23 protein-coding genes are annotated in these 23,463 nt (G+C 34.3%); 17 read left to right on the forward strand and 6 right to left on the reverse strand.

From position 1 onward, the window contains the following. Window positions 1–1,329 carry an aspartate kinase gene (locus QGM60_RS12285; RefSeq protein WP_281140543.1) on the reverse strand — a complete coding sequence of 443 codons (1,329 nt, stop codon included), beginning with the start codon at window positions 1,327–1,329 and terminating at the stop codon, window positions 1–3. 161 nt (window positions 1,330–1,490) lie between these two features. Here QGM60_RS12285 and QGM60_RS12290 point away from each other — a divergent pair, with 161 nt between their 5' ends. Then, the gene (locus tag QGM60_RS12290) at window positions 1,491–2,144 is read left to right on the forward strand and encodes a hypothetical protein (protein WP_281140544.1); all 654 of its coding nucleotides are present in this window, start codon (window positions 1,491–1,493) and stop codon (window positions 2,142–2,144) included. Between the two features lie 105 nt (window positions 2,145–2,249). Here the strand turns inward: QGM60_RS12290 and QGM60_RS12295 are convergent, their stop codons facing one another. Both QGM60_RS12295 and QGM60_RS12300 read right to left on the reverse strand, forming a co-directional pair. Then, the gene (locus QGM60_RS12295; RefSeq protein ID WP_281140545.1) at window positions 2,250–2,945 is read right to left on the reverse strand and encodes a DNA adenine methylase; all 696 of its coding nucleotides are present in this window, start codon (window positions 2,943–2,945) and stop codon (window positions 2,250–2,252) included. A 30-nt stretch (window positions 2,946–2,975) separates the two neighbouring features. Continuing rightward, complete coding sequence (locus tag QGM60_RS12300; protein ID WP_281140546.1) at window positions 2,976–4,526, reverse strand: serine hydrolase; 1,551 nt, start codon at window positions 4,524–4,526, stop codon at window positions 2,976–2,978. A 93-nt stretch (window positions 4,527–4,619) separates the two neighbouring features. Here QGM60_RS12300 and QGM60_RS12305 point away from each other — a divergent pair, with 93 nt between their 5' ends. After that, a complete protein-coding gene (locus QGM60_RS12305; protein ID WP_281140547.1) occupies window positions 4,620–5,396 on the forward strand; it encodes an alpha/beta hydrolase in 777 nt (258 codons plus the stop codon). A gap of 404 nt (window positions 5,397–5,800) precedes the next feature. After that, on the forward strand, window positions 5,801–6,031 hold the full coding sequence (locus tag QGM60_RS12315; RefSeq protein WP_281140549.1) for a hypothetical protein: 231 nt from the start codon (window positions 5,801–5,803) through the stop codon (window positions 6,029–6,031). Here QGM60_RS12315 and thiL read toward each other — a convergent pair. After that, window positions 6,015–7,067, reverse strand: a complete 1,053-nt coding sequence (gene thiL / locus QGM60_RS12320) for a thiamine-phosphate kinase (protein ID WP_281140550.1) — start codon at window positions 7,065–7,067, stop codon at window positions 6,015–6,017. The two genes, QGM60_RS12315 and thiL, sit on opposite strands and share 17 nt — an antisense overlap. Before the next feature lie 282 nt (window positions 7,068–7,349). Here thiL and QGM60_RS12325 point away from each other — a divergent pair, with 282 nt between their 5' ends. The 12 genes from QGM60_RS12325 to QGM60_RS12380 all read left to right on the forward strand — a co-directional run bounded on the left by QGM60_RS12325 (window position 7,350) and on the right by QGM60_RS12380 (window position 16,596). Beyond that, complete coding sequence (locus QGM60_RS12325; protein ID WP_281140551.1) at window positions 7,350–7,586, forward strand: hypothetical protein; 237 nt, start codon at window positions 7,350–7,352, stop codon at window positions 7,584–7,586. A 137-nt stretch (window positions 7,587–7,723) separates the two neighbouring features. After that, window positions 7,724–8,053 (forward strand): iron-sulfur cluster assembly accessory protein, encoded by a 330-nt coding sequence (locus QGM60_RS12330; RefSeq protein WP_281140552.1) that lies wholly within the window; start codon window positions 7,724–7,726, stop codon window positions 8,051–8,053. A 63-nt stretch (window positions 8,054–8,116) separates the two neighbouring features. After that, entirely contained in the window at window positions 8,117–9,565 is a 1,449-nt protein-coding gene (gene sufB / locus QGM60_RS12335) for a Fe-S cluster assembly protein SufB (RefSeq protein WP_281140553.1), read from the forward strand. Between the two features lie 10 nt (window positions 9,566–9,575). Next, window positions 9,576–9,983 (forward strand): hypothetical protein, encoded by a 408-nt coding sequence (locus QGM60_RS12340; protein WP_281140554.1) that lies wholly within the window; start codon window positions 9,576–9,578, stop codon window positions 9,981–9,983. 4 nt (window positions 9,984–9,987) lie between these two features. Continuing rightward, window positions 9,988–10,740 (forward strand): Fe-S cluster assembly ATPase SufC, encoded by a 753-nt coding sequence (gene sufC / locus QGM60_RS12345; protein ID WP_281140555.1) that lies wholly within the window; start codon window positions 9,988–9,990, stop codon window positions 10,738–10,740. A 72-nt stretch (window positions 10,741–10,812) separates the two neighbouring features. Next, the gene (gene sufD, locus QGM60_RS12350) at window positions 10,813–12,126 is read left to right on the forward strand and encodes a Fe-S cluster assembly protein SufD (protein ID WP_281140556.1); all 1,314 of its coding nucleotides are present in this window, start codon (window positions 10,813–10,815) and stop codon (window positions 12,124–12,126) included. Further along, window positions 12,127–13,365, forward strand: coding sequence for a cysteine desulfurase (locus QGM60_RS12355; protein WP_281140557.1), 1,239 nt, complete (start codon window positions 12,127–12,129; stop codon window positions 13,363–13,365). It abuts the gene before it with no gap. A gap of 46 nt (window positions 13,366–13,411) precedes the next feature. Beyond that, window positions 13,412–14,245, forward strand: a complete 834-nt coding sequence (locus QGM60_RS12360) for an META domain-containing protein (RefSeq protein ID WP_281140558.1) — start codon at window positions 13,412–13,414, stop codon at window positions 14,243–14,245. Between the two features lie 33 nt (window positions 14,246–14,278). Then, the gene (locus tag QGM60_RS12365) at window positions 14,279–14,701 is read left to right on the forward strand and encodes a SufE family protein (protein WP_281140559.1); all 423 of its coding nucleotides are present in this window, start codon (window positions 14,279–14,281) and stop codon (window positions 14,699–14,701) included. A gap of 1 nt (window position 14,702) precedes the next feature. Then, the gene (locus tag QGM60_RS12370) at window positions 14,703–15,029 is read left to right on the forward strand and encodes a DUF59 domain-containing protein (RefSeq protein ID WP_281140560.1); all 327 of its coding nucleotides are present in this window, start codon (window positions 14,703–14,705) and stop codon (window positions 15,027–15,029) included. Between the two features lies 1 nt (window position 15,030). Then, window positions 15,031–15,537 carry a DUF2480 family protein gene (locus QGM60_RS12375; RefSeq protein WP_281140561.1) on the forward strand — a complete coding sequence of 169 codons (507 nt, stop codon included), beginning with the start codon at window positions 15,031–15,033 and terminating at the stop codon, window positions 15,535–15,537. A 117-nt stretch (window positions 15,538–15,654) separates the two neighbouring features. Continuing rightward, entirely contained in the window at window positions 15,655–16,596 is a 942-nt protein-coding gene (locus QGM60_RS12380) for a DUF3078 domain-containing protein (protein WP_281140562.1), read from the forward strand. Between the two features lie 125 nt (window positions 16,597–16,721). Here QGM60_RS12380 and QGM60_RS12385 read toward each other — a convergent pair whose 3' ends face one another. Both QGM60_RS12385 and hflX read right to left on the reverse strand, forming a co-directional pair. Further along, window positions 16,722–18,992 carry a transglycosylase domain-containing protein gene (locus QGM60_RS12385; protein WP_281140563.1) on the reverse strand — a complete coding sequence of 757 codons (2,271 nt, stop codon included), beginning with the start codon at window positions 18,990–18,992 and terminating at the stop codon, window positions 16,722–16,724. 12 nt (window positions 18,993–19,004) lie between these two features. After that, window positions 19,005–20,216, reverse strand: a complete 1,212-nt coding sequence (hflX, locus tag QGM60_RS12390) for a GTPase HflX (RefSeq protein ID WP_281140564.1) — start codon at window positions 20,214–20,216, stop codon at window positions 19,005–19,007. 74 nt (window positions 20,217–20,290) lie between these two features. Between hflX and QGM60_RS12395 the strand changes: the two genes are divergently transcribed. Both QGM60_RS12395 and QGM60_RS12400 read left to right on the forward strand, forming a co-directional pair. After that, on the forward strand, window positions 20,291–21,241 hold the full coding sequence (locus tag QGM60_RS12395) for an endonuclease (protein ID WP_281140565.1): 951 nt from the start codon (window positions 20,291–20,293) through the stop codon (window positions 21,239–21,241). 222 nt (window positions 21,242–21,463) lie between these two features. Beyond that, the coding region (locus tag QGM60_RS12400) for a fibronectin type III domain-containing protein (protein WP_281140566.1) at window positions 21,464–23,463 on the forward strand (2,000 nt) is incomplete at its 3' end.

Below are 23,463 nucleotides of genomic sequence, written 5' to 3' on the forward strand. Positions count from 1 at the left end.
TTAAACCCCAACACCCTTCCCTTCAAAAACATAACGTTGTAACTTCTGCAAAGTTTCTAACTTATCACTAGTATTTACTAAAAGTGAAATATTGTTGTTGCTACCACCATAGGCAATCATACGTACATTAACATCTTGTAACACCTGGAAGAGTTCTGGCGTATCAGGATGGTAAATAATATGGTTGCCCACCAAACAGACAATACTCATATAATCGTCTATATCTACAGTAGCAAATTGCTCTAATTCTTCGGTTATGGCTTTTAAATGCGTGGTATTATCGATGGTTAAAGAGACCGCAATTTCAGACGTGGTAATCATATCTATTGAGGTTTCGTAACGCTCAAAGACTTCAAACACTTTCTTTAAAAAGCCGTGTGCTAACAGCATACGTACCGACTTAATTTTTATAGCTGTAATACCATCTTTTGCCGCAATAGCTTTGATACCTTCACCATGAACTTTGTTAGTAATTAACGTACCATGTGCCTGTGGTGCCATGGTGTTTTTGAGTCGTAACGGAATATCGAGGTTACGCACAGGCATTACGGTTTGCGGATGCAAAATCTTAGCTCCAAAATAAGCCAACTCTGCAGCTTCATCGTAAGACAAGTGCGATAAGGCTTGTGTATCGTTAACGTAACGTGGATCATTATTGTGGAAACCGTCAATATCGGTCCAGATTTGTACCTCATCGGCTTCAATAGCTGCACCAATAATGGTTGCTGTATAATCACTTCCACCACGTTGTAAGTTGGTTACTTTTCCTTCAGCATCTAAACAAATAAACCCTTGTGTGATATAAATATCAGCAGCATCCGAACTTTCTATTAAACGGTTTAAGTTTTGTTTGATATAGAAATTGTCAGGTTCGTTATGACTATCAATACGCATAAAATCTAAAGCTGGTAAAAGTCTAGCTTTGAAACCTTCTTGTTGCAATAAGCGACTAAACATATAGGTAGATAACAGTTCTCCATTAGCCACTATTTCGTTATGTAACAATTGTGAAAACGAAGTACCAACAGCATCTGAAAGTATTTCGAATCTGGTATTGACATAATGATGCACATCTTGTCGTAACGATTCGTTTTGCAATAAATCGTTTACAACGTTTGTGTATGTTTCGTGTAATGTTTTGATATGCGCTTTGGCAGCATCTCCCTCACCAACCTCAATTAATCTCGAAATTTCTACCAAGGCATTTGTGGTACCAGACATGGCTGATAAAACCACTATTTTTTGGTCTTTGGTATTTATGATATCCTTTACATGATTCATGTTTACTACCGAACCTACTGAGGTGCCACCAAATTTATATACTAACATTTTTCTCTAATTTTTAAGCAAATGTATAAGTGTTACTCGTGAGAAACATAAAAATTAAAGAAATAGTTTATTTTTGCACATATTGTTAAATAAATAACATTGTAGATTAGGTTATAACGAAATGATAGATTCCGTTTCAAGCACGGAATGACACATAAGATATGAAGACTATAGCATCTTGCGTTGAGGAAATACTCATCACCCAACCTTTTTTAGAAGAAGCCTTATTTAGGCAAATCATTAACTTTTCAGCCTTATCCGAAGAGTTGCAACAACCTATTAGCAACATGTTGCGAAAGCCTATAAAAACAGGTGCAATTATGATGGCGTTAAGACGTTATAATCCACCAACACATTTGCGTCAATCACAGAAATTAAAGAATATTCTCAATCAACTAGGTGATATCACGGTACGCTCTAATCTTGTGGATTTCACTTTTCAGAATTCAGATACTTTGATTGAAAGTCATGCTAAAGTGTTGGAAAATTTTAATCCGAAAGCTTTTTATGGCTTTTCGAGAGGCATTTACGAAAGTAATATCGTGGTTTCAGCTTCAGAAAAACAGTTGGTTTTAGAAAGTTTTAAGGCTGAAAACCAAATTGGAATGCAAGATAATTTGTCGGCCATTAGTATTCGTTTGCCAGAAAACAATTCTAAAATTTCGGGATTGTATTATCAGATTTTTAAGCGTTTTGCTTGGGAAGGTATTTCACTTTATGAGGTGATTTCAACCACAAATGAGTTTACGGTTTTGGTTGAAATTCATTTGGTGGATCAGGCGTTTTCTGCGATTAAGAATTTGAATAGTCAATAAATATTGTCATTCCGCACCTGATGCGGAATCTAAAATTTAAACGATTGTTCACTTTCACTTCGACAGGCTCAGTGTGACAAAGAGACGAAAGAGAGATACTGCTTATTACCCTTTAAAAACAAAAAGTCGCTCCACACTTTCCTTAGTCGATAGATTTTCTGCATGCCAAGAAAATGTAGTTTTTGAGCCTTTTTCCCAAATGCATTCAAAATCATCTGGCGCATTGTATTCGCTGATAAAAACCTTATGACCAGCTTTACTTTGCTGTCTACACCATTCCCAAAATTCTTCGTGATTAAACTTATCTCTATACTTCGTAGTTGATGCATAAGGCGGATCGCAATACACAACACTTTCGTCAGGAATCTCTAAATCGGTATAGGATTGACAACGCAATTGAATCCCTTGAAGATTTGGCACTTGCTTGGTAATATTTCGGTAATGCTCGGACCAATAATCACGTTTACCTTGCTTATCGCGACGGTAACCTGCAAACCATTTGCCACCAAACGAATTAAAACCTACATAAGCTACTAAATGCTTTGGGTATTCACTCGGATTATACTTTATGTGTCTATATTCAGCTTCAGAAACTGATTTTGGTGGATCCCAATTCTCATAAATCAAGGCTTGCCACATAGCTATCAATTCTTCGTGCTGATCGTTAGCTATACGAATGCCATCTACCTTATCAATCATATTCATACCACCTGCAAAAGGTTCTAAATACACCTGATTCGGTTTTCGATTTTTTAGAATAATTGGCAATAAGTCTTTAGCAAAGCGCGCTTTGCTTCCCATATACTTCATGGCATTCTAGCGATTGTAATCCTATTTTGTTTTTTTGAGCTCTAAATCTTGAAAGTCGAAACTAAAATCTGTTATTGGAGCAATTGGTTTCATCGTTGCAGAAACGACTTCTTCCTTTTCATTAAATGTGAATTGCATAAAAACATCGGCATCGTAACTTCTGTCGTTCCATTTTGCCACAGACGTAGTAGCATTGTATGGTAATAACTCACCGAATAATCTTGGAGAACGCTCACACTTAATTTTATATGATTTACCATCGTGAGATATGGTAATGTCACCAAACCAATCATCAGTATATGTACCTACAATTTGTTCTGGACTTGGAAGTGATACTTGCTTTTTAGCCTTTTCTACATTATTATAAACCTCAGCTTTAATGCTGTCGTTATACTTTAAGTAATCTCTATTTCTAGCTCCATATTTTTCTAACCAATGACGATCTTCATACCCTAAATATGAATCTTTAATAGTATTAGTAATAGTGTTAAAAGCCATGCCATTCATTTGATTGGTCAGTACCACAATAGCCAAATCTAAATCCGGAATCATAGTGAATTGGGTAACAGTACCAATTAAACCTCCTGTATGATACACTTGTTTGTAGCCTCCTTTAACGTCAGTCACAAACCAACCCAAACCATAACCTCTAAAGTTAGAATCGTACGAATCGTTAGCACTAACTTTTAATGGAGTCTGCAACTGCCAAAGTTCATGAAATTGTTCTTCACTCAATAAACGCTCTCCATTTTCGGTTACGGCTTCATTCATTAAAAATTTAGCCCAAGTCAACATATCTGACACATTACTCATTATACCACCTGCTGCATTTGCGGTTTCACTCCAATCGTGTGGAATTTGAATAACTTCACCTTCTGCTCTAGTATGCGCATCAATAATATTCGATTTGTCCGTCACTCTGTTGTAAGACGCTTTAGAACTTGTCATGCCAACAAGTTTCATGATTTTGGTTTCAATAAATTCTTCCCAAGTTAATCCACTAACACGTTTTAAAACTTCACCCGCAATAATGAACATATTGTTATTGTAGGCGAATTTACTTCTGAACGAGGTTTCTGGTTCTAAATATTTTACATTATTAATAACATCTTCAACATTAAAATCATTGCCTTCTGGGAAAAACATTAAATCACCTGCACCTAATCCCATACCACTTCTATGTGTTACCAAATCTCTAACTGTAAAATTCTCAGTTACCCAAGAGTCGTATAACTGAAATTCTGGAATGTGTTTTCTAACGGGATCGTCCCAATTCAATTTACCTTCATCAATCATCATGGCTAAAGCAAAGCAGGTAAACCCCTTACTATTAGACGCTACTCCAACCAACGTTTCGGCATTCATATCTTTTTTATTGGTTAAAGAGCGTACTCCATGACCTTTGGCATATACCACTTCACCATCTTTAAAAATACCGACCGAAATTCCAGGAACATCAAAGGTTTTTAAAGTATTCTCAACAAGTTTATCAAGTTGTTGTTCTTTAATTTGTGCTTGAAGGGAAAATACTCCAACAAAACATATAAGTGTAAAAATGAGATTGCGTTTCATGTATTTCAAGTTTTAATTTTGAAAGCTACCAAATATACTAAAATGATTATGATGAAGTCGCAAAAGTAGCTTTTGAAACCTATCTTTGCCCTCATGACTTTAGAATACAAAAATAGTGTCATTAACTATGAGGTTTCTGGCAAAGGCGATGCGCTTGTTTTACTACATGGTTTCCTTGAGAATTTAGATATGTGGAATGACTTTGTTCCAGAATTCACCAAATCTCATACCGTTATTCAAATAGATTTGCTAGGCCATGGAAAAACAGATTGCTTAGGTTACATCCACACTATGGAAGCTATGGCTGAAGCGGTTTTGGCCGTGCTGAATCATTTAGACATCAACTCAGCTAAATTTATAGGTCACAGCATGGGAGGTTATGTTGCTTTGGCTTTAGCTGAATTACAACCAAATATGGTTTCTAGTGTCTGTTTGATGAATTCAACTTTTGAAGCTGATGACAATGAGCGAAAAACCTTAAGAAAACGTGCTATAAAAATGGCACAAACCCAATATGAAAGTTTAGTGCGCTTGTCTTTTGCTAATTTGTTTACTGAAGAAAGCAAAGTAACCTATGCTTCCGATTACGAAAAAGCCTTGAAATTAGCATTACAAACTCCGCTTCAAGGGTATATTGCAGCGCAAGAAGGTATGATGCGACGAAAAAACAGATTAGAAATCTTAAAAAACTTGAAAGGCAAAAAACTGATTATAATTGGTGAGAAAGATAATCTTATTGATAAATCCCATTTGATGAAAAAAATTGAGGATACTACTATCGATTTAGAAGTTTTATCAGAAGGTCATATGAGCCATATTGAAAATAAATCAGATTTATCTTACTTTTTAAAACACTTTATCGAAAATTAAATTGCTTTTGACGTTTTTTTGAAAACTTTTTTCTAGGTTTATAAGGTATTTAAAAAATAAACCTTAAACATAACCTACCATGACTCCAACTAAACTATACTGTGATCTTTTCGGTCACAACTATCGAGTCACAAAAAAAGTGACCAATCACGTTAAGGAATACACTTGCAAGTGTTGTAAAAAACAAGTGACCACTACCAGCAATGGTAAATTAACAGAACTTACACCTAAACATCAGGACATAAATTCTGCTTTAGAGCGCGTGTATAACAATAGAATGATGCGTTTAAAGCAAAAAACACTCAGTTCATCGATTTATTAAATGTTGATAACTTGTAAATAACTCATTTTTTTATCTTTAAATTCCTCGGAATCCATTAATCGCTGAAGACTAGATTAAAAAAATGAAAAACCTTTACTGCTCTTTATTCGGACATGATTATAAAGTCTCTAAAACCGTGACCTATCATGTTAAAGAATACAAGTGTAAACACTGTAAATCTGAAATGACTATTGATGGCAATGGCAACTTCATTCCATTAACTCCAAAGTTCAAAGAAATCAATTCTGTATTGCATCGCGTTCATCTCAAACGCTTAGAAAAGAGTCAAAAACTCTTTATGCTTGATTATTAAGCGCATTCCAACCTTTAGCAATAATCGGAATTTTTTCTTCTGCTCGTGTTACAAGGTGCATACCTCTACTTTCTTCTGCAATATATCCAATAACCGTTAAATTAGGATTTCCTTTAATTTTAGGATAATCTTCTTGAGAGATTGTCATTAATAACTCATAATCTTCTCCACCATTCAAAGCAATTGTTGTGCTATCTATTTCAAATTCCTCACATGTAGAAATAACTTGAGGATCTAGTGGAATTTTATTTTCGTAAACGTCAGCACCAACTTTACTTTGTTTACACAAATGAATAATTTCAGAAGATAAGCCGTCACTGATATCAATCATACTAGTTGGCTTTACCTCTAATTGTTTCAACAATTCAATGATATCTTTTCTAGCTTCAGGTTTTAATTGACGCTCAATTATATAAGTATACATTGATAAGTCTGGTTGACTCTGAGGATTAACCTTGAAAACTTCTTTCTCACGTTCCAAAACTTGAAGTCCCATGTATGCTCCACCCAAATCACCACTAACCACTAATAAATCGTTAGGTTGTGCTCCAGATCTTAAAACAGCTTTGTCGCTTTCTACTTCACCTATCGCAGTTACAGAAATAATCAATCCAGAAGTAGAAGACGTCGTATCGCCACCAACAACATCAACATTATAGATTTCAGCAGCAGTAGTAATTCCTGCATATAACTCTTCTAAAGCTTCCAAAGGAAAGCGATTAGAAACAGCAATAGACACTGTAACTTGAGTTGCTGTCGCATTCATAGCATAAATATCCGATAAATTTACCATCACAGATTTATAACCTAAATGCTTTAATGGTACATAACTCAAATCAAAATGAATGCCTTCAACCAATAAATCTGTGGACACAACCACTTGCTTTTTACCATAATCTAATACGGCAGCGTCGTCACCAATTCCTTTTATTGTTGATTTCTGAGTTATTTTAAAATGTTCCGTAAGGTGTTCAATAAGTTTGAACTCACCTAACTCACTCAAAGGAGTACGCTTTGGGTTTTTATCTTCTATCATAATGCAAAAGTATTATGCTTTTTTAAATAGTTCTGTATTAATACCGTATTTTATGATACAATTTGCTAGAAATCTTCTGATAGCTAAGTTATTCTAAGTCATTATTCTCTTTAGAATCATAAAACTTTGTCTTGCTTACAATAATTGAAAAACTAACTTTTTTAAACGCTTTTGTAAGAGAAATTCATCTAAACCGTGTATTTCATCGAAAAATAAAACCTTTTAGCGTCTTTTTTTATAATTTTTAGTTAATTGTATCGCCCTAATGAACTTAAACTTATTATGAAACCTACCACAGAGAAATCCCTATCCTGTGCCATCTTTGGTCACAATTATATCAGATCAAAAACCAACATAGACCATACAGCAGAGTTTACATGTACACATTGTGATACTGTAGTTTTAACAGATGAGCATGGTAATTTTGATACCAATACAGTTTCGAACAGTCAAATAAAAGATACACTCAAGGAATTGTATTATCTCACACGACGCTTTTCAAAACTGAAAGCATCGTAAACACTATATTTTAAGGGATTCCCCTAATAATAAATTACTTCTATTAAATCATATTCTAATATAATGTTAGGTAATATGGTAAAGCCATACTTATATCGTATCTTTGCCCTCTATTTAGAGCAAATGTATATAAGGATATGATAAAAGTTTCTGATACTGCAAAAAAGAAAGTCATTGAGTTAATGAATGATGATGGCTTTAACCCAAGCACAGACTACATTCGTGTAGGTGTTAAAAGTGGTGGTTGCTCTGGTCTGTCTTATGATTTAAAATTTGACAACGCCAAAGCTGAAGATGATAAAGTCTTTGAAGATAACGACGTAAAAATTATAGTTGACAAAAAAAGTTTTCTGTATCTTATTGGTACTACCCTAGAATATTCTGGCGGATTAAACGGAACAGGCTTTGTTTTTAATAACCCAAACGCTAATAGAACTTGTGGTTGTGGCGAATCTTTTTCGCTATAAGCCCATCTAAATCTTCCTAAAGGGAAGACTTTTAAAAATTTTTAAAACTCAGAATAATACGCAATGAGTAAATATACCGAAGACGACTTAAGAGAAGAATTAAAAACCAAAGAATATGAATATGGTTTTTATACAGATATTGAATCTGATACTTTTCCTGTTGGTCTAAATGAAGAAATTGTAATTGCTATTTCCAAGAAAAAAGAAGAACCAGAATGGATGACCGAATGGCGACTAAATGCTTTTAAAGCTTGGAAAGAAATGACCGAACCAGATTGGGCCAATGTGCATTATGAAAAGCCCGATTTTCAAACCATTTCTTACTATTCTGCACCAAACAAAAAACCTAAATACGATAGTCTTGATGAAGTAGATCCTGAATTGTTAGAAACTTTCAACAAATTAGGTATTTCATTAGATGAACAAAAGAAATTGGCTGGTGTTGCTGTAGATATTGTTATGGATTCTGTATCTGTAGCAACTACTTTTAAGAAAACATTAGCCGAAAAAGGTATTATTTTCTGTTCTATTTCTGAGGCTATAAAAGAGCATCCTGAACTTGTAAAGAAATACATTGGTACGGTTGTTCCGCAAAAAGATAATTTTTATGCCGCTTTAAATTCTGCTGTATTTAGTGACGGTTCGTTCTGTTACATACCAAAAGGAGTTCGTTGTCCAATGGAATTATCAACGTATTTTCGTATCAACCAAGCAGGAACTGGTCAGTTTGAAAGAACTCTAGTTGTTGCAGATGAAGGTAGCTACGTATCTTATCTTGAAGGTTGTACAGCTCCAAGCAGAGATGAAAATCAGTTGCATGCAGCCGTTGTAGAGTTAATTGCTTTAGATGATGCTGAGATAAAATATTCAACCGTTCAAAACTGGTATCCAGGAAATTCTGAAGGTAAAGGTGGTGTTTTCAACTTTGTAACTAAGCGTGGACTTTGTGAGAAAAACGCAAAAATTTCATGGACACAAGTTGAAACCGGAAGTGCTGTAACATGGAAATATCCTAGTTGTGTCCTGAAAGGTGATAATTCAGTTGGCGAATTCTACTCTATTGCTGTAACTAACAATTTCCAACAAGCTGATACAGGAACCAAAATGGTTCACTTAGGTAAAAATACTAAGTCAACAATTATATCAAAAGGTATTTCTGCCGGTAAATCTCAAAACTCTTACCGTGGATTGGTTCAAATAAATTCTAGAGCAGAAAATGCTCGTAACTTCTCTCAGTGCGACAGTTTATTAATGGGTAATGAATGTGGAGCACACACATTCCCATATATTGAAGCTAAAAATAAATCGGCACAAATTGAGCACGAAGCTACCACAAGTAAAATTGGTGAAGACCAAATTTTTTACTGTAACCAACGTGGTATAGATACAGAAAAAGCTATTGCCCTTATTGTTAATGGGTTTAGTAAAGAAGTATTAAACAAGCTCCCAATGGAATTTGCTGTAGAAGCTCAAAAATTACTTGAAATCAGTTTAGAAGGTTCCGTAGGATAAAACTTTGAAAATGAAAAAACTTAGTCTAGCCATCTTAGTATGCTTAGCTTTATTCGCTTGCAAAAACGAAGAAAATAAAGCGGTAAATCTCGAAGAAAATCGCGCAAAATCTTACGATCAAAATGATGGTTTTATAACCATGAAAGGTGAGTTTGTATATTATGCAGATGCCGCGGTTTTTCAAACTACCAGCGAAATATATGGTGTAGTAATTGATGAAAATATGCATCAACTGGCTAAACAAATACAACCATTTCAAAAAGAAGCTACCGATATGGTTCCTGTAACTGTTAGAGTAAAAAAAATAGCAAAACCTGAAGGAGAAGAAGGTTGGCCATGGCGCGTAGAAATTAAAGAAATATTAAAGGTGGAAGCACCAGATCCAAATAAAGAAGACGTTATAAAATTAGCAAACTAAAACTATGTTAAAGATCAATAACTTACACGCAAGTGTAGAAGATAAAGAAATTTTAAAAGGTATAAACTTAGAAGTAAAACCAGGCGAAGTTCATGCTATCATGGGACCAAATGGTTCTGGTAAAAGTACCTTAGCTTCTGTAATTGCAGGTAAAGAAGAATATGAAGTTGGCGAAGGCGAAATTATGCTAGAAGGCGAAAACATTGATGAACTTGCTGCAGAAGAACGCGCTCATAAAGGTGTTTTCTTATCATTTCAATATCCTGTAGAAATTCCTGGAGTTAGTGTTACTAACTTTATGAAAACTGCTATAAACGAAACTCGTAAAGCTAAAGGTTTAGAAGATATGCCAGCAAATGAAATGCTAAAGATGATTCGTGAGAAATCTGAGCTTTTAGAAATCGATAGAAAGTTTTTATCACGTTCTCTTAACGAAGGTTTTTCTGGTGGAGAAAAAAAACGTAACGAGATTTTTCAAATGGCTATGTTAGAGCCAAAACTAGCAATTCTTGATGAAACAGATTCTGGTTTAGATATCGATGCCTTAAGAATTGTAGCCAATGGAGTTAACAAGTTAAAATGTAAAGACAACGCTGTTATTGTAATTACACACTACCAACGTTTATTAGATTATATCGTTCCAGATTATGTACATGTACTTTACAACGGACGTATTGTTAAGTCAGGTACAAAAGAATTAGCGCATGAGTTAGAAGCTAAAGGTTACGACTGGATAAAAGAAGAAGCAAACGCATAAATTTAGTAATAGTAACAGTCTTTGGTTAATCTATACTAGAGACAAAAAACTAAACACTAAGAACCAAATTATATGAGTTTAAAAGAAAAATTAGTATCGTCATTTATGGCTTTTGAGGACACAGTAGATGTGAACTCTCCTGTTCATGATATACGAAGCGAAGCTATAAAAACATTTGAAGACGAAGGCTTTCCTACCAAAAAACAAGAGGCTTGGAAATATACTTCTCTTAACTCCATTTTAAAGCACGATTATAGCGTATTTCCAAAAAATGAAAATGCTCTAGAATTTAAAGACATTAAGAAATACTTTATACACGATATTGATTCGTATAAGATTGTATTTATTGACGGAAAGTATTCTTCTTACTTATCACAAACCACTCATGATGGTTTAGATGTTTGCTTAATGTCTGCGGCTTTAACAAAGCCAAAATATAGAATTGTCATTGAAAACTATTTCAATAAAATAGCAACCAAAGATAGTTTATCAGCTTTGAATACGGCGTTTTCTGCAGAAGGTGCTTTTATTCATATTCCAAAGAATAAGTTAGTAGATAAACCTATTCAAATTCTTCATTTTTCAACAGGAAATGAAGCTGCTTTAATGTTACAACCTCGTAACTTAGTTATTGTAGATGAGAATTCTCATGTTCAAATTATTGAACGTCATCAGAGTTTAACAGAAAATCCTGTTTTAACTAATTCTGTAACTGAGATTTTTGGTAACAAACGTGCTATTGTAGATTATTATAAAATTCAGAATGATAATCAATCAGCATCATTGATAGACAATACATTCATCAACCAAAAGCAAGAAAGTATTGTAAAAGTACATACGTTCTCTTTTGGCGGAAAATTAATAAGAAACAACCTCAACTTTTACCAAAATGGTGAGCGTATAGATTCTACAATGAAAGGCATCACTATTATTGGTGATAAACAACATGTAGATCACAATACTTTAGTTCACCATATAGAGCCTAACTGCGAAAGTCATCAAGATTACAAAGGTATTTTTGGTGATAATTCTACTGGTGTTTTCAACGGAAAGGTTTTAGTAGAAAAAGAAGCTCAGAAAACAGATGCGTTTCAAGCCAACAACAATATTTTATTAAGTGATAAAGCTAGCATAAACACTAAACCTCAGCTTGAAATCTTTGCTGATGACGTAAAGTGTTCTCACGGTTGTACTATTGGTCAGCTAGATGAAAGTGCTATGTTTTACTTGCGCTCACGTGGTATTCCAGAAAAAGAAGCACGAGCACTTTTGATGTTTGCCTTTAGTAACAATGTTTTAGATTCTGTAAAAATACCTGAATTAAAAAATAGAATTACTAAAATTATTGCTGGTAAACTTGGTGTAAATATTGGGTTTGATTTATAAATGAATGTTGCAAAATCACATATAGATTTTAATGTCGAAAAAATAAGACAAGACTTTCCAATCCTAAATCGAAAGGTTAATGGTAAGCCTTTGATATATTTTGATAATGCAGCAACATCGCAAACTCCACAACCAGTTATTGATGTTATTGTAGATTACTACTCTAACTACAATGCTAATATACATAGAGGAGTTCATGCCTTAAGCCAAGAAGCTACCGATGCTTATGAGCAAGCGCGTATTAAAATTCAAAACCACTTTAATGCCGCAAAAGCTTATGAGATTATTTTTACTTCTGGCACAACTCACGGTATTAATTTAGTAGCTAATGGTTTTTCTTCTCTTTTAAACAAGGGAGATGAAATTATAGTTTCGGCTTTAGAACATCACAGTAATATTGTCCCTTGGCAAATGCTTTGCGAACGTACAGGAGCAAGTTTAAAGGTAATTCCAATGAATACTGAAGGAGAATTAGTGCTTTCAGAATTTGAAAAACTTTTAAACGCAAACACTAAATTGGTCTTTGTTAATCATGTTTCTAACGCGCTTGGTACAGTAAATCCTATTGAAACCATAATAAAAAAGGCTCATAAAGTTGGTGCCGCAGTTTTAGTTGATGGAGCACAAGCCGCACCACATATTAAAGCTGATGTACAAGAATTAGATGTAGATTTCTATGTGTGTTCTGCTCACAAAATGTGTGGCCCAACTGGTGTAGGCGCACTTTATGGTAAAGAAGAATGGCTAAAGAAATTACCACCTTATCAAGGAGGAGGCGAAATGATTGCAGAAGTAACCTTTGAGAAAACCACGTACGCAGATTTACCTCATAAATTTGAAGCTGGAACGCCTAATATTTGTGGAGGTATCGCTTTTGGCGCCGCTATTGATTACATGAACAATGTTGGTTTTGATACGATAGCAAATTACGAAAACGAACTTTTGGAATACGCTACAGCTCAGTTACAAGCTATTGACGGTGTAAAAATCTATGGTACCTCACAGCATAAAACATCCGTGATTTCTTTTAATGTTGGTGATATTCATCCTTACGATATTGGAACAATATTAGATAAAATGGGTATTGCGGTTCGTACAGGACATCACTGCGCACAACCGATTATGGACTATTTTAAGATTCCAGGTACGGTTAGAGCTTCGTTTATGTTTTATAATACCAAAGAGGAAATTGACACCTTTATTACTGCCCTTAAAAAAGCAATTATGATGTTATCGTAAAACTTTGGCATCAAAAGTGTAACTTAGAATAATAAAACACTTAAAGATGAAATTTTTACTAAGCATATTTACCGTTTTAATTACTGCATTTTCGTGCAAATCAACTAAAGATGTTGCAGAAAAAAGTAAAGCTATGCAAGACCCTATTTTTGGAACTTATAGCATTTCAAAACTTGTTAATCAAGATATACTTTCTACAAACCTGAGTATCACCTTTGAGGAAGGTACAAATCGGGTTTCAGGACGTTCTGGTTGTAATAATTTCTTTGGTAGTTATACCGTTGAAGGAGATAGCATATCGCTCGATAAAATTGGTTCTACTAAAAAATTCTGTGGACCAGAAATAGGTAAAGTAGAAAGTGAATTTTTAAATGCTTTAATTGCTATAAAAACATTCACTCTAAAAGACGGTGTTTTATCACTTCTAGACGGAGAAGAAACCATTATTTTAGCAAGTAAGGTTGAAGGGAAGCCAAGAAATATTCAAGAGAAACCAATAAAATCTTATGGTAATAATGGTCCTTCTGTAATTTATGAAACGAGTTCAAGAGGTATTTATGAGTATTTCAATATTTCAGAAAAAAGTATCAAATTTTCGAAAGATAGAGGATTACAAACTATAACAAATCATTCCATTAACTCTTCTGATTGGGCAGAACTCAAAACCTTAATGGAAGCTGTTGACCTACAAAGTATTTCAAAATTGGAAGCTCCTACAGATAATAGAGCCACAGATGCAGCGCTTGCTGCTACCTTAGCTTTACAAATTGGTGATATTCACTACATGACTCCAGAGTTTGACCATGGAAATCCACCTAAAGAGATAGAAGCTTTAGTTAATAAAGTGTTATCCATAAAAGAAAATGTTATAAAGCAATAGCTATTTTGTAATTTTGCTTTAAAGAATGAGACTATGACTATTGAAGAAATTCAAAACGAAATTATTGACGAGTTTTCAATGTTTGATGATTGGGAAGAACGTTACCAATATATGATTGACTTAGGGAAAACATTGCCTTTAATAGATGAGAAATATAAAACTGAAGATCATATCATAAAAGGCTGCCAAAGTAAAGTTTGGGTTCATGCCGATATGGTTGATGAAAAAGTAAATTTTACAGCCGATAGTGATGCTATCATCACCAAAGGTATTATTGCAATATTGATTAGAGTGTTTTCTAACCAACACCCAAAAGATATTATTGATGCCAATACTGATTTTATTGACGAAATTGGACTTAAAGAGCATCTATCACCAACAAGAGCCAATGGCTTGGTGAGCATGATAAAACAATTAAAAATGTATGCCATTGCATACCAAACACAATTGAATTAATATGAGCGATTCCACTATAGATACTAACGTACTTGGAGATAAAATAGTTAGAGTTTTAAAAACTATTTTCGACCCTGAGATTCCCGTTGACATATATGAACTTGGACTAATCTATGATGTTTTTGTTAATGAAGATTACGATGTTAAAATCCTAATGACCTTAACAACACCTAACTGTCCTGTTGCTGAGACCCTTCCTTTAGAAGTTGAAGAAAAAGTAAAATCTATCAACGAGGTTAAAGATGCAGAAGTAGAAATTACTTTTGATCCGCCTTGGTCTCAAGATTTAATGAGCGAAGAAGCAAAATTAGAGCTCGGAATGCTTTAATATGGCAGAAGAAATTATAAATAGAGTCGCTAACAGTAAACTTAAAGTCATTGATTTAGAAGACTATTATCCAGTTGGAAAACGTGTTCAAATTGATATTAAAGATTGGTTACTTGAAGGTCTAGTCCTTAGAGAAAAAGATTTTAGACTTCATGTTGCTGAGAACGATTGGTCTCAATATCAAGATTGCTATGTTGCAATATATTGTTCAACAGATGCTATTGTTCCTGATTGGGCTTATATGCTTATTTCCATTCAACTTCAAGAGTATGCTAAACTCTCTGTTATTGGTGAGCTTAACGATTTAGAATCTCTGATTTATTCTTCAATTATTTCAGACTTAGATCTCAGTATTTATAAAGATTTGCCTGTAATTATAAAAGGTTGCTCTAACAAACCTGTACCATCTAATGCTTTGGTTTTATTATCTCAAAAACTAAAACCTATTGCAAAGTCTATAATGTTTGGCGAAGCATGTTCTTCAGTTCCGCTATTCAAGAAAAAATAAATGTGACTTTCATTAGAAAAACAAGTCTAATATAATGTTGATTTCTATCGCTTTGTGGTGGGTAAAAATTGACAAAGACTTATATTTGCAACTTAAGTTATTAAAATTTAATCCATTATGAATAAAAAATTACTTTTATCAGCTTCTTTAATGTTCGCTGTATTTTTTGGTTTTGCACAAACTAAAGAAGAGCTACAAGCTCAAAAAGCTGAGAAACAAGCACAAGCAGATAAGTTTCAAAAAGAAGCTGACGCTATTCAAGCTCAAATAGATGCCTTACCTGGTTGGCGAGTTGGAGCTTTTGGTACTATTGGTGGTAGTTTATCTAACTTCAATAACTGGTATGCACAAGGAGCTCCAAATAACTCTTCGGGTAATATTGGTTTTACTTTCAACGCTTTTGCCAATAAAATTGAAGAAAAATATTTCTGGAGAAACTCATTAACAACTAATTTGGCATGGGTTAAATTAGATAATAAAGATATTGAAACTGATAGTGAAGATTTTGAACCAACTACTGATGTGTTTAATATTTCATCACTTTATGGTTTTAAATTAGGTGAAAAATGGGCTATATCTGCATTAGGGGAATATAGAACTACATTATTGAACAACTTTAACGATCCGGGTTATTTAGATCTTGGTATTGGTGCTACTTGGACACCTATCGATAATTTAATTGTAGTGATTCACCCATTGAACTACAACTTTGTTTTTGCAGACAACGATACTGTTTTTGAATCTTCTGCTGGTGCTAAAATCGTAGCAGATTATACAAGACAAATTGGAGCGATTGCTTTTAAAACAAACTTCTCAACTTTCCAAAGTTATGAAGATAGCGACTTGTCTAACTGGACTTGGACTAACTCATTTAGCTATACATTATGGAAAATGATTGGTGTAGGTTTTGATTTTGCTTTAAGAAGCAACAAACAAGAAGCGCTTAATTATGCACTTGGTCAATACGATCCAATGGGAACTGCAGATGAACCAACGTTTGACAACGTAGATAACGATTTACAAACGTATTACACTATTGGTTTAAGCTATAAGTTCTAGTAATTAGAACTGGCTTTTAAAGTATAAAAGGTTGTCTAAAAGTTACTGTTTTGTCAATCTGAACTCGTTTCAGATTCTGAAATAAATTCAGAATGACAGATTCTCATTTTTAGACAACCTCTTTTTTAATCAAATTTTTTCTTCTTATTCTTCTTTTTAAACAAACGTTTAAAAAAGCCATCACGTTTTTCTGGCTCACAGTCTAAGTCTTCAATCACTTCACTTGAAGCCTTTTCAAACCTAGCATTTGTAATACTTTTATAATCCGAATCATTATTCAACTTTTGGTAGAACTTAGCAAAAATTGGCAATGCTGAGTTAGCCCCTTGTCCTAAACCTGTAGACTTAAAACCGATACTATGATTATCGTTACCAACCCAAGTGATCGTTACCAAATCTGGTGTTAAGGCCACAAACCAACCGTCTTTATTATCTTGTGTGGTTCCTGTTTTGCCAGCAATATCATTTCGCAAACCGTAAGTAGACCTCAATCGTGAAGCTGTGCCCGAATTAACGGTAGACTTCATCATTTCTAACATAACTTGCCTTGTGTAGTCATTATAAGCTTGGTCTTTGGATATTTCAGGCTCAAAATTGGCGATAACATTGCCGTTTTTGTCTTCTATTTTTGTAATGTAAAACGGCTTTACAGACTTACTATTATTAACGTAGCTGGCATAAGCTCCGGTCAGTTCTTTCAAGTTAATTTCTGCAACACCAAGCGCCAAAGACGGTTTATCAGGTAATTCTTGTGTTATATTTAATTTTTCTGCTTGCTCTATAACTTTCGGAATGCCAACCTTATCTAAAACTTTTACAGCAATGGTATTTACAGAATTGCTTAGAGCATTCTCCAAGGTATAATTAATATAAGGATCTTCTTCTTTACTTCCTGAGTTTGAAGGAGTCCAATCGTCATAATCCGTGTAAGTTACTTTATTCAACGAGAAGTATGTGCATGGATCTAATCCATCCTCAATGGCAGCAGTATATACAAAAGGTTTGAATGTTGAACCCACTTGTCGCTCACTTTGGGATACATGATCGTATTTGAAAAAACGATAATCAATGCCACCAATATAAGTTCTAACCGCTCCTGTTGATGGCTCAATAGAAAGCATTCCTGTATTTAAAAATTTTAAATAATGTTGAAGGCTATCTACAACAGAAATATTTTTGATGGTATCACCTTTCCAACCAAACAATTCTACATTTCGCTTTACATTTAAAGAATCCATAATTTGAGTATCGGACAAACCATCTTCCTTATATTTTTTTACCAATGGTAGTTTGGCAATAGCAGATTTTAAAATTTGAGAATTGCCTTTCCAAGGTGTGTTTTTTCCAAAAGATGCTTCAAAATCACTCTGTAGTTTTTCAAGATGAGATTTCATAGCTTCTTCAGCATATTCCTGCATTTGATAATCTAAAGTTGTATGAACTACCAAACCATCTCTATATAAATTATAGGTTTCACCTTCGGGTGATTTTATAGAATCTAAAAGTTTTAGCAATTGTTTTTTTACTTCTTCTCTAAAATAAGGAGCTAATCCTAAGTCATGATTATAGGAATGATAATCTAGTTCTAATTTCTGATTCTGAAAATAGTCTAAAGAGTCATTTGAAAGGTAGCCATAATTCACCATCTGACTTAAAACGACATTTCTTCTGCCTTCACATCTTTCAGGATGCAGTCTCGGATTATAATATGAATTAGCTTTCAACGTTCCCACCAAAGTAGCTGCTTCATTTTTTGAAAGTTCTTTAACTGATTTGTTAAAAAACTTTAATGACGCACTTTCAATACCATAAGTATTATCTGAAAAAGGAACCGTATTAAGATAAAGCGTTAGTATTTCTTCTTTTGAATAAATTTCTTCGATGCGTTTAGCTACAATAGACTCTTTAAATTTGTTAATGAGCATGCTAAACATTGCATAGTTTTTTCTGCCATATAAATTTTTAGCCAATTGAAGTGTAATAGTACTACCACCTCCTGCACTTTTATCTTGAAGAATGAGATTCTTTACAAAAACTCGAATTAAACTAATGTTATCTATACCATCGTGCTCATAAAACCGACTATCTTCAGTAGCGACCAAAGCATCAATTAAATGTTTAGGAAAGTCTTCAAATTTTACGGGTTGTCTATCAAATATGTAGTATTTGCCTATTAATTCTCCCTTTCGGTCTAGCAACTGTGTAGCTTGTTCATGTTTAATAGAACTTAATTCTTCAGTCGTTGGCAGTTTTCCGAAAAGTCCTAAATATATACTGATATAGAGACCTAAAAGAAACACAAAAACTGCTCCCACTACTATCAGCAGCCATTTAACCCATTTGTTTTTGAGCGCTTTTTTTATCCAAATTTTGAAGTTCGATTGCGATGACGTCATTAATAAACCTTATTACTCTATATCTTCAACGTCTGGATATAAGAAATGATTGTACGGAAAGCGTGTAACGTGAATATCTCTCACCTCTTTATAAACACGTTTTCTGAATTCGTCCATATTTTCCTTATTCAAAGCTGAAATAAACAAAGCGTTATCACCTATTCTAGACATCCATGTTTTTTTCCATTCGTCAATAGTATAATTGGATTTAGTGCGTTCTTCCGTCAAATCTTCTTCATCAAAAGGTTCTGGTTCATAAGCATCAATCTTATTAAACACCATAATTGTTGGTTTGTCCTTGCTGTCTATTTCATCTAAAATTTGATTTACAGACTCTATGTGTTCTTCAAAATTAGAATGCGAAATATCCACGACGTGAAGCAACAAATCGGCTTCCCTTACTTCATCCAATGTACTTTTAAAAGATTCTACCAATTGGGTTGGCAACTTTCTGATAAATCCTACCGTATCACTTACTAAAAAAGGAAGGTTACCTATCACTACTTTACGAACCGTTGTGTCTAAAGTTGCAAATAATTTGTTTTCTGCAAAGACCTCACTTTTACTAATCACATTCATTAAAGTAGACTTACCGACATTGGTATAGCCTACAAGTGCAACACGCACCATGGCACCACGATTGCCTCGTTGTACAGCCATTTGCTTGTCAATAGTTTTTATCTTAGCTTTTAAAAGTGAAATTTTATCACGAACGATACGTCTATCGGTTTCTATTTCTGTTTCACCAGGACCACGCATACCAATACCACCTTTTTGGCGCTCAAGGTGTGTCCACATCCCTTTAAGTCTAGGTAGTAAATATTCGCATTGTGCTAATTCCACCTGAGTTCTGGCATAACTAGTCTGCGCACGCTGTGCAAATATGTCTAAAATAAGGTTTGTTCTATCTAGAATTTTACAATTCAGTATTTTGCTAATATTGCGTTCTTGAGCAGGTGAAAGCTCATCATCAAAAATTACGGTGCCAATTTCGTTTTCCTTCACAAACTCCTTTACTTCATCCATCTTTCCTGTACCAATAAAGGTTTTAGGATTTGGCATGGTCATTTTCTGCGTAAATCGTTTTACAACATCTCCTCCCGCTGTATAGGTTAAGAATTCTAACTCATCTAAGTATTCCTTAGACATTTCTTCATCTTGGTCTTGTGTAACAATACCTATAAGTACTACACTCTCTAATTCTATATCTTTTTTCTCTAGCATAAATAAATTAAAGTACAAAGTTAAGGAAATGGATTTTCCTTATCATATTTTTTAAAAAGCTATATTTTTATCCCATGATAGAAAAACCTGAGATTTATACTATAGCATTCTACAATATCGAAAATCTATTTGATATTGAAAATGATCCTTATACTAACGATGATGATTTTTTACCAACTTCGGCCAAACGTTGGACTTATAAACGCTATCAAAACAAATTGAGAAAATTGGGGTCTGTCATCTCACAGATTGGCGATAACTCAGAATCTCCTGCTCCTATTATTGTTGGTTTAGCTGAAGTTGAAAATAATAATGTACTATCAGATTTAATAAACAGTGAGCATTTAGAAAATGAAGGATATGAGTTTGTACATTTTGACTCTTTGGACGAACGAGGTATTGATGTTGCTTTATTATACAAAAGTGAATTTTTTATTGTTGAAAGTTCAGAAACATTTTCGGTCTATTTACAAAACGAAATGGGACTTAGAGATTACACTAGAGATGTTCTTTTAGTACAAGGAAAACTGGGTGGTGAAAATTTAAATATTATAGTTAATCATTGGTCATCTAGACGAGAAGGAGAAAAAGAAACAGAGTACAAACGTATAGCTGCTGCTAAAGTTGTTAACTCTATTATAGACAGAATTAAAAAAGAAGATTCTGATGCAAAAATCATTGTTATGGGAGACTTCAATGACAACCCAGAAGATAATAGCATCAAACTTCTTGAAAAGGAAAGCGAACTCTACAATCCGTTTAAAACAGTCTTATCACACGACAAAGGAAGCTTGAATCATGACTTTCAATGGAATATGTTCGATCAAATATTGATTTCAAATAATTTCTTCGATTTAAGCACCTCTAACTTACGTTTTTTTAAAGCAAACGTCTTTAATTCAAAATTTGTAACCCAATACCACGGAAAATATAAGGGTCAACCTTTTCGCACATACGTTGGTAAAAAATATAGAGGTGGATATAGTGATCATTTCCCTGTATTTATTCAGCTAAAAAGTTCCTAAATATATCCAAACCTTTTATCGATTAATACAGTAGTTAATCTATATTAACATTGTTAACATACCGTTAATAGGCATTTTTCATATATTCGGGATGACGAAAAAAAGTGGTTAAGCAGCCTTTAAAATCGTCAATTACAACCTCTATATTAAAACTGACAAACCAACCCTTTCCTAATCAATCGATTAGTGTTAGGGCAATATTTATTAACAAACCGATTACTAATGAAAAAAATTACGCTATTTCTATTTTTACTTGTATTTGCGTTTTCTAGTCATCTTAATGCACAAATTACAAGTTATCCGTATTCAGAAGATTTTGAATCTGGCGATGGTGGTTGGGTAGCCGACAACACAACAAACGGCACTTGGGCACTTGGTACTCCTACGGGTGCTATAATCAACAGTGCCGCTTCTGGTTCAAATGCTTGGGTAACTAATCTTTCTGGTACTTATAACTCAAACGAAAACTCTTGGGTTACTAGTCCTGTGTTTGATTTATCCTCATTATCTGCACCTTCAATTGAATTAAGTATCTGGTATGATATTGAATTTAGTTGGGATGGTGCTGTACTTCAGTCTTCAATTGACGGTGGTACTAACTGGGTTAATGTTGGAGCAAATGGAGACCCAAACAATTGGTATACTGATGATACTATAAATGGTAATCCTGGTGGCCAACAAGAAGGTTGGTCTGGTACTGGTACTGCTGGTACTAATGCTTGGGTTATAGCAAGACATGCTCTTACAGGTTTAGGAGGCCAACCTAATGTAATCTTTAGAATTGCATTTGGTTCTGATGGCTCTGTTACTGATGAAGGTTTTGGTTTTGATGATGTTACTATTTTTGAAGTTACTTGTCCTGAACCATCTGACCTAGCGGTTATAAGTACAACATCTGATAGTGCAATACTATCTTGGACAGAAAACGGGAGTACCACAGATTGGAATATTGAAGTTGTTCCAGATGGTTCAACACAAACAGAAACTCCTACTCATACAGCTAACACAAATCCTTATACTATTACTGGTTTAACTCCTGCTACTAATTATGTTTACTATGTTCAGGCTGATTGCGGTGGAGATGTAAGTGCTTGGGTTGGTCCTTTTGCTTTTTCAACAGAATGTGTGACATTTACAGCACCTTATTCTGAAGGTTTTGAAAATGGTGGATCTATTCCACTTTGTTGGACTATGGATGGTGGTGAAGATTGGTTTTTTGATGATGGCCCTGGCGCTAACCATATTGGAAACAATGGAACTATAACAGGCACAACAGCAACTAATGGCTATTTTGCTTGGTGTGACTCTTCTGGTACTGATGGTGTAAGAACTCTTACAAGTCCATTGGTAGATGTATCTGCATTAACAACACCTGCGCTTTCTTTCTATGAACTGAGCCATAACGAAGGTAACGCCAACTCACAACTCGATGTTGAAGTTTGGGATGGTGCAGCTTGGAATAATATGGGGACTTATAATACCAATACTGCTGGATGGGAACTTAAAATTATTGACATTAGTACTTTAACAATTACAGGTGATGTACAAGCTAGGTTCATCTTCTCTGAGATTGTAGGCACAGACTTCTATGATGACATAGCAATAGATGATGTAACTTTTGATGAGGCTCCAACTTGTTTTGATCCTACATTTTTAACGGCAAATGCAATCACTGCTACTTCTGCTGAATTAGCTTGGACGCAAGGTGGTAGCGCTGTTGATTGGAATATAGAAGTGGTTACTGCTGGTACACCTCCAACAGGAACAGCTACAAATGCTGGTGTAACTAATCCTTATACTGTAACTGGTCTTTCACCTGCTACAGATTACGAATACTACGTACAGACTAATTGTGGCGGCGAACTTAGTGGTTGGGTTGGTCCTTTTACCTTTACAACAGAATGCTCTACTTTCGTAGCACCTTATACCGAAGGTTTTGAAAATGGTGGTGTTATACCGCTTTGTTGGACTATGGATGGTGGTGAAGATTGGTTTTTTGATGATGACCCTGGATTTAACCATATTGGAAACAATGGAACTATAACAGGCACAACGGCAACTAATGGCTATTTTGCTTGGTGTGATTCTTCAGGTAACGATGGTGTAAGAACCCTAACAAGTCCTCTTGTTGATGTTTCTACATTAACAACACCTGCACTTTCTTTTTATGAAATCAGCGATAATGAAGGTAATGCTAACTCTCAATTAGATGTTGAAGTTTG

It is taken from the genome of Winogradskyella sp. SYSU M77433 (genome assembly GCF_029911945.1).
Classification (GTDB): Bacteria; Bacteroidota; Bacteroidia; order Flavobacteriales; family Flavobacteriaceae; genus Winogradskyella.